At 53.3% G+C, this 12,702-nt stretch carries 14 protein-coding genes and 1 pseudogene; 4 read left to right on the top strand and 11 right to left on the bottom strand.

Annotated elements, in window-relative coordinates:
• The first annotated feature begins 86 nt into the window (after positions 1-86).
• Complete coding sequence (locus KQJ18_RS16235; protein ID WP_087856883.1) at positions 87-530, top strand: YhbP family protein; 444 nt, start codon at positions 87-89, stop codon at positions 528-530.
• On the opposite strand, the gene KQJ18_RS16230 is transcribed toward KQJ18_RS16235, so the two are convergent.
• On the bottom strand, positions 510-1,028 hold the full coding sequence (locus KQJ18_RS16230; protein ID WP_038634164.1) for a type 1 glutamine amidotransferase domain-containing protein: 519 nt from the start codon (positions 1,026-1,028) through the stop codon (positions 510-512). The genes KQJ18_RS16235 and KQJ18_RS16230 overlap by 21 nt on opposite strands.
• Positions 1,029-1,156: 128 nt before the next feature.
• Here KQJ18_RS16230 and KQJ18_RS16225 point away from each other — a divergent pair, with 128 nt between their 5' ends.
• Positions 1,157-1,792 (top strand): NAD(P)H-binding protein, encoded by a 636-nt coding sequence (locus tag KQJ18_RS16225; RefSeq protein ID WP_038634162.1) that lies wholly within the window; start codon positions 1,157-1,159, stop codon positions 1,790-1,792.
• A gap of 93 nt (positions 1,793-1,885) precedes the next feature.
• Here the strand turns inward: KQJ18_RS16225 and dolP are convergent, their stop codons facing one another.
• From dolP to KQJ18_RS16205, 4 genes are read right to left on the bottom strand one after another with little or no spacing between them, the layout of a single operon-like run.
• Positions 1,886-2,461: a division/outer membrane stress-associated lipid-binding lipoprotein gene (dolP, locus tag KQJ18_RS16220; RefSeq protein WP_003024954.1), complete on the bottom strand. Its 576-nt coding sequence runs from the start codon at positions 2,459-2,461 to the stop codon at positions 1,886-1,888.
• Between the two features lie 9 nt (positions 2,462-2,470).
• Positions 2,471-3,061, bottom strand: a complete 591-nt coding sequence (diaA, locus tag KQJ18_RS16215) for a DnaA initiator-associating protein DiaA (RefSeq protein WP_003024948.1) — start codon at positions 3,059-3,061, stop codon at positions 2,471-2,473.
• 34 nt (positions 3,062-3,095) lie between these two features.
• The gene (locus KQJ18_RS16210; RefSeq protein ID WP_216422301.1) at positions 3,096-3,491 is read right to left on the bottom strand and encodes a YraN family protein; all 396 of its coding nucleotides are present in this window, start codon (positions 3,489-3,491) and stop codon (positions 3,096-3,098) included.
• Positions 3,449-5,500, bottom strand: a complete 2,052-nt coding sequence (locus KQJ18_RS16205) for a penicillin-binding protein activator (RefSeq protein WP_216422300.1) — start codon at positions 5,498-5,500, stop codon at positions 3,449-3,451. Before KQJ18_RS16205 ends, KQJ18_RS16210 begins: the two co-directional genes overlap by 43 nt.
• A 63-nt stretch (positions 5,501-5,563) precedes the next feature.
• Here KQJ18_RS16205 and rsmI point away from each other — a divergent pair, with 63 nt between their 5' ends.
• Together rsmI and KQJ18_RS16195 are read left to right on the top strand one after the other, a co-directional pair.
• The gene (gene rsmI / locus KQJ18_RS16200; protein ID WP_137347327.1) at positions 5,564-6,427 is read left to right on the top strand and encodes a 16S rRNA (cytidine(1402)-2'-O)-methyltransferase; all 864 of its coding nucleotides are present in this window, start codon (positions 5,564-5,566) and stop codon (positions 6,425-6,427) included.
• Between the two features lie 2 nt (positions 6,428-6,429).
• Positions 6,430-7,431 (top strand): Fic family protein, encoded by a 1,002-nt coding sequence (locus tag KQJ18_RS16195; protein WP_137347326.1) that lies wholly within the window; start codon positions 6,430-6,432, stop codon positions 7,429-7,431.
• Positions 7,432-7,749: 318 nt separating this feature from the next.
• On the opposite strand, the gene kbaY is transcribed toward KQJ18_RS16195, so the two are convergent.
• From kbaY to KQJ18_RS16165, 6 genes and pseudogenes are all read right to left on the bottom strand, one after another.
• Positions 7,750-8,625, bottom strand: a complete 876-nt coding sequence (gene kbaY, locus KQJ18_RS16190; protein WP_137347325.1) for a tagatose-bisphosphate aldolase subunit KbaY — start codon at positions 8,623-8,625, stop codon at positions 7,750-7,752.
• Positions 8,626-8,637: 12 nt separating this feature from the next.
• Positions 8,638-9,792 (bottom strand): AgaS family sugar isomerase, encoded by a 1,155-nt coding sequence (locus KQJ18_RS16185; protein ID WP_121529590.1) that lies wholly within the window; start codon positions 9,790-9,792, stop codon positions 8,638-8,640.
• A gap of 300 nt (positions 9,793-10,092) precedes the next feature.
• The gene (gene nagA / locus KQJ18_RS16180) at positions 10,093-11,226 is read right to left on the bottom strand and encodes an N-acetylglucosamine-6-phosphate deacetylase (protein ID WP_160955936.1); all 1,134 of its coding nucleotides are present in this window, start codon (positions 11,224-11,226) and stop codon (positions 10,093-10,095) included.
• The gene (gene agaF / locus KQJ18_RS16175) at positions 11,223-11,657 is read right to left on the bottom strand and encodes a PTS galactosamine/N-acetylgalactosamine transporter subunit IIA (RefSeq protein ID WP_038634146.1); all 435 of its coding nucleotides are present in this window, start codon (positions 11,655-11,657) and stop codon (positions 11,223-11,225) included. Before agaF ends, nagA begins: the two co-directional genes overlap by 4 nt.
• 16 nt (positions 11,658-11,673) lie before the next feature.
• Positions 11,674-12,552: a PTS N-acetylgalactosamine transporter subunit IID gene (gene agaE / locus KQJ18_RS16170; RefSeq protein ID WP_038634142.1), complete on the bottom strand. Its 879-nt coding sequence runs from the start codon at positions 12,550-12,552 to the stop codon at positions 11,674-11,676.
• A pseudogene (locus KQJ18_RS16165) lies at positions 12,542-12,702 on the bottom strand (PTS N-acetylgalactosamine transporter subunit IIC); the annotation flags it as partial. The pseudogene KQJ18_RS16165 and the gene agaE, both read right to left, overlap by 11 nt.

Raw genomic sequence — 12,702 nt, 5'->3', positions numbered from 1 at the left:
CGGTACGGATCAGATACAGATACCAGGGTGTCATTGTCACCATCGACGTGATAATTTTCAGGCCTACAGTATAAAAGAGAACAGAAATGGAAACACTGACTGCGGTGACCCGCTGGCTGGCAAAACAGCACGTCGTAACCTGGTGTGTACACCAGGATGGTGAATTGTGGTGCGCTAATGCGTTTTACCTGTTTGATGCGCAAAAGGTGGTGTTCTATGTGCTGACCGAAGAGAAAACGCGTCATGCTCAGATGTCCGGGCCACGTGCGCCTGTTGCCGGTACGGTAAACGGCCAGCCCAAAACGGTAGCCCTGATTCGCGGCGTACAGTTTAAAGGGGAAATCCGCCGTCTTGAGGGGGAGGAGAGCGACGTTGCGCGTAAAGCGTATAATCGCCGCTTCCCGGTGGCCAGAATGCTGTCCGCACCCGTGTGGGAAATTCGGCTGGATGAAGTCAAATTTACGGACAACACGCTGGGCTTTGGCAAAAAAATGCTCTGGCTACGAGACTCACGCCCCGAGAATACGTAATGCCTCACGGTTAAACGCTGGCAGGTCATCCGGTGTTCTGCTGGTTATCAGCTGATCGTTATCATTCACCATTTCCTGATCGTAAAATTCGGCGCCCGCGTTTTTTACGTCAATGATGATAGGTTTCACGGCGGTAAGTTTACGGCCACGAATGACATCCGCGCTGATCAGCAACTGTGGACCGTGGCAAATAGCAAACACCGGTTTGCCGCTGTTAACGAAATCCCGGGTAAAGGTCACGAAACGATCGTCCCCGCGCAGGTAGTCCGGCGAGTGACCGCCTGGCAGTAGCAGGGCGTCAAAATCGGCAGGGCGCACATCCTCGATCGCTTTGTCGATGGTGACGCTGGCTTCTCCTTTTTTCCCCTTCACCGTTTTGCCTGCCTGTTTTTCAATGGTGATGACTTCATGTCCGGCCTGGCGAAATTCTGCTGCTGGTGATGTAAATTCTGAATCTTCAAACTCATCAGTGATTAAAACGGCAATCTTCTTGCTCATGTTTCCTCCGTTGAGTTGGTTGCGAATGAGGCAGAATTTCCATGTTGGCGGATAATTACCTCATGAACTATTAAGTCTGGTCGCTAAGGCTGAGAGTGCAAGACGGACAAATCTGTAAAGGAGCGAGGATGAGTCAGGTGTTAATAACAGGCGCAACGGGGCTGGTAGGCGGAAATTTGCTGCGTATGCTGCTTAATGAACCCCGGGTCAACGCCATTACGGCGCCGACGCGTCGACCGCTGGCTGATACGGTTGGCGTTTATAATCCCCATGATCCGCAGCTAACTGATGCTCTGGCGCAAGTCACCGATCCGGTCGATATCGTTTTTTGTTGTCTGGGAACCACCCGGCGTGAAGCCGGCTCGAAAGAGGCGTTTATCCACGCTGACTATACGCTGGTGGTGGACACCGCCCTGACGGGACGCCGGTTAGGCGCCCAGCATATGCTGGTGGTGAGTTCGATGGGCGCGAATGCGAATTCACCGTTTTTTTATAACCGGGTGAAAGGGGAAATGGAGCAGGCGTTAATCGCGCAGAAATGGCCGCGCCTGACGATTGTCCGACCTTCGATGCTACTGGGGGAACGGGATAAACAGCGGACGAATGAGAAGTTTTTAGCGCCGTTGTTCAGGCTGCTGCCGGGTAACTGGAAGTCGATTGAAGCGCGTGATGTTGCACGGGCAATGCTGGCAGAAGCGCTGGCGCCAGGAGATGAGGGCGTTACGATCCTGACCTCCTCCGAGCTACGCGAAAGGGCAAAATAAAATGCCGGGTGGCGCTGACGTTTATCCGACCTACAAACGATGACGTCCTGTAGGCCGGATAAGACGCTTATGCGTCGCTATCCGGCATCGGTATTACTTAATAAACGTAAAGGCCGTCGTGACGCGTTTCACGCCGCTTACCCGGCTGGCGATATCCGCCGCCGCCTTCGCTTCACGTTCAGTAACCAGGCCCAGCAGGAACACTTCCCCGTTCTCGGTGGTGACTTTCACGTTAGAGGATTTCACCTGATCGCTGGTCAGCAACTGGGAACGTACTTTGGTGGTGATCCAGGTATCGTTGGACGCATCGCCCAGACCGATTGGCTGGCCCTGACGGATCTCATTAAAGACCTCAGTGGTACCTTCTACGCCCATTGCAATCTGTTTTGCCCGCGCAGACAGCTCGCTATTTGGTGACTGACCGACCAGCAGAACCTTGCCCTGATACGCGCTAACGTTGATACGCGCTTCTTTCTTGATCTGGGCATCTTTCGACAACGCCGTATTGACGCGTAATTCCAGGGTTCCGTCGTCTACCTGAGTGCCGACACTACGCGGATCCGTCGCGGCTTTAGTCCCGACGGCTGCGGTTCCGACCACGGCGGCAGCTACACAGCCTTGCAGCAGCAGTGCAGCGATAATCACAGCAAGCGGCGAAAATGCCTTCATGTGTACTCCTTAATCATCCTGGTGAGGAAAAAGCGTGTTATCGATGAGATCGCAAAGGCAGTTGACCGTAAGCATATGCATTTCCTGAACGCGGGCGCTGTGGTGTGAAGGAATGCGGATTTCAACATCCTGCGGCCCCAGCAACCCGGCCAGCTCCCCTCCGTCATACCCGGTCAGCGCGACGATTGTCATGTCGCGGGTCACGGCGGCTTCAACGGCTTTCACGATATCGCGGCTATTACCACGCGTAGAGATTGCCAGCAGAACATCACCTGCATGTCCCAGCGCACGGACTTGTTTTGCATAAACTTCGTCGTGCAGGCGATCGTTGGCAATCGCAGTTAAGACCACATTATCAGTATTTAGTGCAATAGCAGGTAAACTTGGCCGTTCCGTTTCAAAACGATTGATCATGCTGGCAGCAAAATGCTGTGCGTTGGCAGCGGACGTCCCATTACCACAACAGAGAATTTTGTTGCCATTGAGCAGGGACTGAACCAGCGTCATGGCTGCACGGGAGATCGCATCCGGGAGCGCTTCAGCCGCAGCTATCTGAGTTTGAATGCTTTCTGTAAAGCAGACTTTAATTCTATCTAACACGCTAATCCTTAAGAACCAGGCTCTGAATCTTCAACTATGAGCGGTCGTTGAACGCGTCTTGAAACCACTCAACATCATTTCCGGTGAAGGCTAACACATCGAACCGGCAATCCACAGTATCAAAACTCCCATTGTGGCGCGCAAGCCACAAGCGGGCGGTCTGTAATAATTTGTGTTGTTTGCTCCGGGTCACACTCGCCGCCGCGCCGCCAAACTGGGCTGAACGCCGGTAGCGAACTTCAACAAATACGGTGGTGTTGCCTTCACGCATTATCAGGTCGATTTCGCCGCCACGTTCACGCACGTTGGCGGCGATGAAATGCAGTCCCTTGCTGTGCAGCCAGTCACGCGCAACAGCTTCCCACGCGTCACCGGTCTGTTTACTCGTTAACTGGCGGGGACGACCTGTCCTTGCTGGTATTTGAGCCATGATAACTTCCTGTTAATCACACAATCCTGATTTGCGGTTAATGCGCCAGTGTTGCCGTTAATTTCGAAGCCCTGCACCTGACGCATTTGCGAGAAGTGGTTGGCAAGCGACCAGGCATCGACACCCATCGCGTACATACGCGCCAGCGAGTAGTCGTTACGCACCGCGCCAAGCGCCTGCTGCATGAGAGGCATGTTAGCGCCTGCCAGCATTGGGATTTCGCTGTACTGCAAGCCTTCCATTTCCAGACGGAAGTCCGGGCCAGCGGTTCCCTGCGCGCTACGGGAGCTGGCATACAGCGTTGCTCCGCTCTGGCTGCCGTTACGCATGGCGATCATCGGTTTAATAAAGGCGATTTCTTCCGGCGTCGCCAGAATATACACGGCGTCAACACGGCCACCGCCCCCGGTGATTTGCGCATCGGTGGGCGCTGCCGGAATCGTCAGACCGCCAATCGTCACGCCAGGCTGCGCAGGTACAGAAGAGGCTACCGGGCTGCCCGTCAGGGAAATACCAGCGCCGCCGTTGACACCCATTTTCAGCTCAGCCGTGGAGCCGAACTTCTGCTGCAGCACTACGCCGCCGCCCAGTTTTTGCCATTCCTGCGCAAAAGCATTAGCCACGCGATCGCCTAACGAACTGCGTGGGATCAACAGCAGCGGCGTCTGTTTGCCTTGATCGCGGATGTGGCGTGCGGCATCGCGCGCTTCATCTTCTGGCGACAGGGCAAAGTAACAAACATTCGCCAGATTCTGTACGGACTCAGGCTGGTTAAGCGCCAGGACGTTTAATGGCGTATTGCTTTTCATCAGCTCTTCAACATTATTCTTCAACAGCGGGCCTACCACGATGCTGGCGCCATCCTGCTGAACCTGGGCCAGGATCTGGTTCAGCGGCTGCGATGAGGTGTCGTAGATTTTCAACTCAGCGGACGGATTTGCCGGCGCGCTGGCGATCGTTGGTTGTGCTGGTGCGGTTGGCTGTGGGGCTGTAGCTTCTGGCTGCGCAGGCGTCTCGTTGGTCAGATCGCTTACTGACGCCTGAGAAGGGCTGGCAACACCGTCAGTCGTTTGCGGCTGATCCGTGGTCGTCACAGCAGAGGCATCCGCAGCAGGCGCGGCGGTAACAGGAGCGGCTACCGGCTGAGTGCCCATGTTTTTCGCGGCTTCAAAGCCTTGCTGAATAGTACGACCAAATACAGCGGCCTGACCGTTCAGCGGCAGCAGCAGGGCAATCTTGCTGGTGGAAGCTGGCTTAAAGCTCTGCACGTTAACCAACTGCGTTGGCAGCAGTTTTGCTCCCGGGTTTTGCGGGTAACGTTTTTGCCAGTCGGCAATACCGGCTTTCATCATGTCCGGGTCGTTACGGTTATCGAACCAGACGCGCTGGAGGTCCAGCCAGCCTTGCAGTACGTTTTCATCCGCATTGATGACCAGCGTCTGCGCTTGCTCCTGGGTCATGGACGACAGCGCCTGCCAGGTTGCATCGATGTTTTTCTGTTTAGCGTTCGCGGCAAGCAGTGGTTCCTGGGCGATCAGGGCGCGCAGCAGCGACAGCGACGGGCGACCCTGATTGGCGTCGATTTGCGCCTGCCAGTAACGCGCCTGCTGGTTTTGGTCGAAATCGGCGGGCGTGAGTTTATCCAGCAGGGCCTGGGCTCCCGCGACATCTTTCTGCGCGAGCTTGATCTCGACGGCCAGCAGTGACTGCTCACGACGCTGGGCATCGTTTAGTTTCTGCGGTAACTGGTTGAACAATTCGATAGCCTGCTGGCTCTTGCCTTCTTTCAGCAGTGCACGAATGGCGAGTAATTGCCAGTTGGTCTTGCTATCATCTGAACTTTGCTGCATCTGTTGCAGATAAAAGCCGGAATCAGCCTGCGCAGTGCCCTGCATATAGGCTGCACTCTGGTCTGGCGCCTGGGTGCCACAGCCTGCGAAAATCAATGCTGCCAGAATGACTGGTAGCGCGCGCGCGGCTTTCAAACGAGAAAATGTTGAGGGTACCATACTGTATCCAGTGATATTTTTTTACGCAATGCTCAATATTAAATCGGCAATACGGACGACACAATGAAACAACACGAATCGGCGGATAATTCTCAAGGCCAACTCTTTATTGTACCTACTCCTATCGGAAATTTGGCTGATATTACCCAACGAGCGCTCGAAGTTTTACAAGCCGTTGATTTAATTGCCGCTGAAGACACCCGTCATACAGGATTATTGTTACAACACTTCGCGATTAACGCCCGTTTGTTTGCCTTACACGATCACAATGAGCAACAAAAAGCCGAGACGCTGGTGGCAAAGCTCAAAGAGGGGAAAAACATTGCGCTGGTTTCTGATGCCGGAACGCCGCTGATTAACGATCCGGGCTACCATCTGGTGCGCACCTGTCGCGAAGCAGGTATCCGCGTGGTGCCGCTGCCTGGCCCGTGTGCGGCGATTGCCGCGCTGAGCGCTGCCGGTCTGCCGTCTGACCGTTTTTGCTATGAGGGTTTTCTGCCTGCCAAATCGAAAGGCCGCCGCGATGCGATGAAAGCCATTGAGGCAGAACCGCGTACGCTTATTTTTTATGAATCCACTCACCGTTTACTGGATAGTCTGGAAGATATGGTCGCCGTCTGGGGAGAATCCCGTTATGTGGTGCTGGCGCGCGAACTGACCAAAACCTGGGAAACCATACACGGCGCGCCGGTCGGCGAACTACTGGCGTGGGTCAAGGAAGATGAAAACCGTCGTAAGGGCGAAATGGTGCTGATTGTCGAAGGGCATAAAGCGCAGGAAGATGACCTCCCGGCTGATGCGCTGCGTACGCTGGCGTTGTTACAAAAAGAGCTGCCGCTGAAGAAAGCGGCGGCGCTGGCAGCTGAAATTCACGGCGTGAAAAAGAATGCGCTGTATAAGTACGCGCTGGACCAGCAGGGGGAGTAAGAGTGAGCACCTACCAACCACCTTTCGTCGTCACTCCATTGATCCTTAATCAAGTCATTGAAATTGGTGAGTTGATGGGGCATTGGGCCGCGATGGCTGGTAGGGCATCTCCTCTTTTGCACAAAGAAAATCGTATTCGCACCATTCAGGCCTCTTTAGCGATTGAGCATAATTCATTGACTACAGAACAAGTCACCGCTCTGATGGAAGGAAAACGTATTCTGGCTCCTGCTAAAGACATACAGGAAGTGAGAAATGCGATTCTGGCCTATGAAAAGATGTCGGAATGGAAAAGTGAACAATTATCCGACCTTTTACAAGCACATCGGGTCCTCATGCTCGGTCTGGTCGATAACCCGGGCCAGTTACGTGCCGGCAATGTTGGTGTTTACAGGGAAAAGCAGCTTATTCACATGGCTCCGCCAGCCTCACAAGTTTTACGTTTGATGAATGATTTACTGGGCTGGTTAAAAACGACAGAGCTTCACCCGCTGATTGCTGGCGCTGTTTTTCATTATGAATTTGAATTTATTCATCCTTTTGCCGACGGTAATGGACGGATGGGACGGCTGTGGCAGACATTAATCCTGCGTGAGTGGCGATCGGAATTGGCGTGGTTACCCGTAGAGACACTGATCCACTACCAACAGGACCGCTATTACCAGGTGTTAGGGCAGTGCGATCGGCAAAGTAGCTGCACGCCATTTATAGAGTTTATCCTGGAAAACATCATCTCTGCTTTGCAGGAGGGATTGGGAAAACCATCAACCCTGTCGGAAGAAATGTCGGAAGAAATGTCGGAAGAAATGTCGTCTGATTTACTGGATATAGAAAAACGTATTCTACAAATCTTGTCGAATCAGCCGGGCAGATCTGCCAAAAGTATCGCTGATGAGTGTGAAATTTCAGCCCGCACCGTAGAGCGCTATCTGAAAGCGTTGCAGCTAAAAGGCAAACTGCAACGCGTTGGCGCGACAAAAGGGGGGATATGGAGGGTGCTGTAAATTTTTATTTATCAGGATATTGTGAGCCATCAATCAGACTACTCACATTACGGTGCAGTCATAAAAATGAATCAGGAATAGTTGTAGTGACGGTGGCGGCCTGGTCGTTTTCTACCGCATTGTGCTTCGCTTTAGCTGCTATCAGTAGCAAGATCTCTTTAGCATTCAGGATGTCCTTCTACCCAGGCGTATGTCGCGAATCACACGATGAGCAGCCGTTTTTAACATGTCATGATGGTGTGTATCCCGCCTAATTATTCGAACAATGAGCGCTACCTGACAACACGCAGATAGCACTCGCGCAGAATATAATGATGGTCACGATAATTCGCAGGTAGCCATCAATTTGTTTGCTGAACCACAGACATTAATTTTACTCCGCACCACTTCTTTCATCGCATCCATACCGACCCGCATGTAATAGCGGGGATCGTTGCCCTGCGGATTTTCTGCAAACCATGCTTTGACCGCGTCGGCAAAGGCGATTTTCAGTTCGGTGGCCACGTTAACTTTGCATATTCCCAGTTCGATTGTGCGGCGGACGTAGTCGTCAGGAACATCGCTTGCGCCATGTAGCACCAGCGGAATATCCACCACTTCACGGATTTCCCCTAAACGCTGGAAATCGATTTTTGGCGTTTTAGTATACAAACCGTGTGCCGTGCCGATGGCAACAGCCAGGCTGTCGACGCCGGTACGTTCGACAAACCGTTTCGCTTCCTGCGGGTCGGTCAGGAAGGCGCTTTCGGCATCCACGCTCATATCATCTTCAACGCCGCCGAGGCGGCCCAGCTCAGCTTCCACGCTGCAATCTTTGGCATGGCAAAAATCCACAACGGATTTCACCAGCTTGACGTTTTCTTCAAACGGGAAGTGGCTGCCATCAATCATGGCGCTGCGCACCCCGGCATTCACCTTACGGCGGATATCGTCCAGCGATTCATGGTGGTCGAGGTGCAGCGCCAGCGGCATGCCGTAGCTGGTGGAATAAGCGCTGCACAGCGCATAAATCTCTTCCAGCGCGATATGTTTAAACGTACCCGGCGTTCCGGCAAGGATCACCGGCGATTGCATTTCATCGCACACTTCCAGGATCGCCTGGATCGTTTCGGCGTTATGGATGTTAAAGGCCGGTACGGCATAGCCTTTTTTTTGCGCATCCTGCAGGAGGTATTTTGTAGAAATAATGCTCATAAAACGATCCTTTTAGGCGTTCCAGGGATGAATAACAACGCCCTGTACGACGCGGTTCACGGTACCGCTGGCAGAAGGCGTATCTGGCGTATTACCGATACTGATTGACTGTGTCAGGGCAAAGACCTGCGCATACATCAGGAAGCAGAACGCCAGTTCCATATCATTGAAGGTGCGGGCAGGCGGCAGCAGGATATGCGGACCGGCTTCAATCACGTCATCGGTTTGTGCGGCAATCGCGACTACCCGCAGCGCCTGCCGATCGCGGCGTAACTCAGCTAACAGATCAAGATCGTATTGGCGTGTATAGGGGTGGCTGGAAACAAAGACCACTACCAGCGTTTCGTTATCAACCAGCGATTTTGGCCCATGACGAAAACCGGTCGGCGAATCATAGAATGCCGCCAGTTTACCCGCTGTCAGTTCCAGGACTTTCAGTGCCGATTCACGCGCGGCTCCCTGTAACCCACCGCTACCGAGGTAGACGATCCGTTTCCATGGCGCGTTGCCGAATACGCCGTCGCTGAAATCACCCAGTGATGTCAGGATCGTCTGGCAACGATCGGCCACGTCGCGGAAGGTCTGGCTGTTGATTTTTTGCGGGGCGAATACCGCCAGGCAACTGGCCATCATGGTGGTAATACTGCTGGTCATGGCGAAGCCACGGTCATGCGTTTCAGCAGGCATTAACAGTGCAAAGGCATTGTCGCTTGCGACGGCGTTTTGATACAGGCTACCTGCTTCGTTACAGGTAATTGGCAGGTGATAACACTCAGGTACAAACTGATTAGCCAGTTCCACAGCCGCAACGCTTTCGGGGCTGTTACCTGAGCGAGCGAAAGAAACCAGCAGCAACGGATGTGCGGGATTCAGATAATCCATCGGATTGGTGACCAGATCGGTGGTCGGCACGGCGCTGATGTTTTTTCCGGTTTGGCTTGCCAGCCACGGAGCAATAATGTCGCCGATAAATGCGGAAGTACCCGCCCCGGTCAGTACGATCCGCAGATCGTTTTTGCGCAACAATGGCGCGAGAAAGCTATCAATGGCGGATCGAATATTATCGATATTAGCGAGAGAGCGGATCCAACTAGCGGGTTGCTGACGGATCTCTTCTTCTGTCCAGGTGCCCGTCGACGCGTGAGCAGGGGTGTAGGTTTCTGGCATAACTTAAGTCCTTAGTCTCGTAAATTCCACATAAGACGCTGGCAAAATGTCGCTATCTTTCGTTTCGTTTCACTTGTTCATATGATCGATTGATTAAAATCTATATGAAAGAAAGTGAAAGTTCAATGATGCAAAATGAAATAAAACGAAATTTGTGATCGTGAGAACGAAGACTGTAATTATCTTGTTGATCTTTAAAGAATCTCTTGCAGATTGTGCGGATCAAAATTTTATAAGCGAAAGGAAAAGAAAGGCCCGGCGATCAAAGACCGCAGGCCAATACGAGACAAAATGAAAGGTCTAAAGGGGGAGAGCCTGACCCTGAATCCAGATCTGCTGCAAATGCAGGCCGCTATTGAGGGCGATAATGTCGGCATATTTACCCACCGCTAACGATCCGCGTTGGCGATCGATTCCCAACAGGCGAGCAGGATGGAGCGAAGCCATGTGGATCGCCTCTTCAGAGGTAATCCCGGTGAACTCGACCATATTACGTACGGCTGCATCAACCGAGAGCGTGCTGCCCGCCAGGCCACCGGAAGCGGTACGCACTATACCGCTGCGCATTTCCACTTCCTCACCGCAGAGCGTATAGCGCCCGTCCGGCATACCAGCTGCCTGCATCGCATCGGTGATCAGCACCAGTCTGTCTTTTGCGCAACAGCAGCATAGCTTCATGGCTGCCGGGTGGACATGGTGTCCGTCAGCGATAAGCTCCAGCCAGGCGCGAGAGTCGGTTAACCCTGCACCAACCATTCCGGGCTCCCGGTGGTGTAAACCGGTCATACCGTTATAGCAGTGAACCAGCCCATCAGCCCCGACATCAAAGGCGGTGCGGGTTTGCTCCCAGGTGGCTGCGCTGTGGCCCAGCATCACTCGTACGTTGCGCTGCTTCAGATGTTTGATAGCCTGCAATGCGCCGGTTTTTTCTGGCGCCAGCGCAACGACGCGCAATGTTTGTTGGGAAATCGCAATCAGTTCATCCAGTTCCCTGAGCTCCAGTTCCCTGAAGAGCTCAGGCGGATGCGCCCCTTTGTTCTGTGGCGTAAAGTACGGACCTTCAAGATAACTCCCCAGCACCTGCGCGCCAGGCCCGCCGGAATAGTAGCGGTGGGCAATACGTTTCAATGCGCGGTGAATATCTGGTAATGGGGCGGTGACGGTGGTGGGTAGCCAACTGGCTACCCCTTCGCGCGCTTTGTGCATTGCCAGCTTGTCGAGCGTATCCGGCGCATCATCCATGACATCGACACCTGCGCCTCCATGCACATGGGTATCGATATATGCAGGGCACAACAGCTCAGCATCGCGCACCATCACGCCTGAGACGATAGGCTCAATGGCTCTAATGGTGCCATCCTCAATACGCACCTGATGATCGTCCAGCCAGCCTTGTTCCGTGAGCAGACGCTTGGCGCGTAGCACCTGTATCATATCCCTTCCTCGACGGGTTTTTCCTCGCGACAGCGTCCCAGCTCGTCCACCAGGCTGGTCAAACCCCGATGTCCGCATTCCAGCGCCTGCAAACGAAACGCTTCGCTGCTCAGGCCGTCGCGTTCCAGTACCATTTCCAGCAGCAGTTGCAGATTGGTGCCGGTGATCACTTCAGTACCTTGCCTTTGCATGGCCAGTGTGGAAGCGACGCGAAATGGTGTTCCGCCCAACAAGTCAGTCAGAAACACGATGTCTTGCTGAGCATCCAGTTCACTCACTGCCTGTTCAAGTTGCGAGGTGAGTAAGGCTGTGGTTGAGGTTTCCGGAAAGTCGATGGCGATGAACTGAGTCTGTTCACCTAAAATCTGTTTCATCGCTTTTTCCATTCCGCTGGCAAACCCGCCATGACCCGTCAAAATAATACCTAACATCTACAACCCCTTACATTTACAGGAAGTGACAGAACTTACCCACGATGCCGAGCACCACGGTAATAGCGATAAGACGCAGAGGGCTCCAGCCACGACGAACCAGCCAGAACATGGTCAATGTGTAGACCAGCGGCAAAAATGCAGGCATCAGCTTGTCTATAACGTCTGTCTGTAGTTTCACAACCGCATCGCCAGCAGTAATTTCCAGCGTGGTGCTCAGGCGAACATAGGTCGCTACCAGCGCGCCGATCACCGTCATCCCAACGATAGATGCCGCATGTCCAACCTTTTTGGTGTTAGCTTTAATCAGTGGGATAGCTGCAACGCCCATTCGATAAGCATAGTGTGCCAGCCCAAAGCGCAGACCAAGATGAACCACGTTAAACATCACAATAAAGACTACAGCGCCAAGAATAGAGCCTTGTAGCGCCAGGCTTGCCCCGATACCGCCGCAAATAGGCAATAACGTTAACCAGAACATGGCATCACCGATACCGCCAAGCGGCGCACCGACGGCAATCTTGGTACTTTGAATACTGTTCACATCCTGCTTGGAGCGTTCCATTGCCAGGATAATCCCGATAACAAACGTGACCAGGAACGGGTGCGTGTTGAAGAAGCCCATATGGCCTTTCATTGAACGCGCCAGGTCTCGCTTGTTGGTATGGATCTTTTTCAGTGCAGGTAACAGGCCGTACAACCATCCTGATGCTTGCATACGTTCATAGTTGAAAGAGGCCTGTAACAACATGGAACGCCAGGCAACACGGTTGATATCTTTTTTCGTCAGCTCGGCACCGATATTCTGGTCTTCGTAGACGTTTTCATTCGTGCCGGACAGCAGCGTTTCTTCGGTTTCGGAAACGTTCGGCAGAGCCGTTTGATTAGATGCCATCTTCGAATTCCTCTTTTTGTGCTGCGGGTGCTGTAGGTTCAGGTGATTTACGCAGAAAATCGATCAGCGCCATGGCCAGTGCTGCGGCGGCGATCGCCAGCACAGGGAGTTTAAGCCAGGCGGCGGCGACAAAACCCAGGATGAAGTAAG

Origin of the sequence: Citrobacter sp. S55_ASV_140, from assembly GCF_018919505.1 — a bacterium.
GTDB classification, from domain to species: Bacteria; Pseudomonadota; Gammaproteobacteria; order Enterobacterales; family Enterobacteriaceae; genus Citrobacter; species Citrobacter werkmanii.
The sequence above is the reverse complement of the archived record's forward strand: the minus strand, read 5'-3'. Positions and strand labels throughout refer to the sequence as shown.

Bases quoted from the DNA above. Each gene is read 5' to 3' on its own strand.
- KQJ18_RS16235 (WP_087856883.1), top strand. From the start codon at position 87: ATGGAAACACTGACTGCGGTGACCCGCTGGCTGGCAAAACAGCACGTC.
- KQJ18_RS16230 (WP_038634164.1), bottom strand. From the start codon at position 1,028: ATGAGCAAGAAGATTGCCGTTTTAATCACTGATGAGTTTGAAGATTCA.
- KQJ18_RS16225 (WP_038634162.1), top strand. From the start codon at position 1,157: ATGAGTCAGGTGTTAATAACAGGCGCAACGGGGCTGGTAGGCGGAAAT.
- dolP (WP_003024954.1), bottom strand. From the start codon at position 2,461: ATGAAGGCATTTTCGCCGCTTGCTGTGATTATCGCTGCACTGCTGCTG.
- KQJ18_RS16210 (WP_216422301.1), bottom strand. From the start codon at position 3,491: ATGGCTCAAATACCAGCAAGGACAGGTCGTCCCCGCCAGTTAACGAGT.
- KQJ18_RS16205 (WP_216422300.1), bottom strand. From the start codon at position 5,500: ATGGTACCCTCAACATTTTCTCGTTTGAAAGCCGCGCGCGCGCTACCA.
- rsmI (WP_137347327.1), top strand. From the start codon at position 5,564: ATGAAACAACACGAATCGGCGGATAATTCTCAAGGCCAACTCTTTATT.
- kbaY (WP_137347325.1), bottom strand. From the start codon at position 8,625: ATGAGCATTATTTCTACAAAATACCTCCTGCAGGATGCGCAAAAAAAA.
- KQJ18_RS16185 (WP_121529590.1), bottom strand. From the start codon at position 9,792: ATGCCAGAAACCTACACCCCTGCTCACGCGTCGACGGGCACCTGGACA.
- nagA (WP_160955936.1), bottom strand. From the start codon at position 11,226: ATGATACAGGTGCTACGCGCCAAGCGTCTGCTCACGGAACAAGGCTGG.
- agaF (WP_038634146.1), bottom strand. From the start codon at position 11,657: ATGTTAGGTATTATTTTGACGGGTCATGGCGGGTTTGCCAGCGGAATG.
- agaE (WP_038634142.1), bottom strand. From the start codon at position 12,552: ATGGCATCTAATCAAACGGCTCTGCCGAACGTTTCCGAAACCGAAGAA.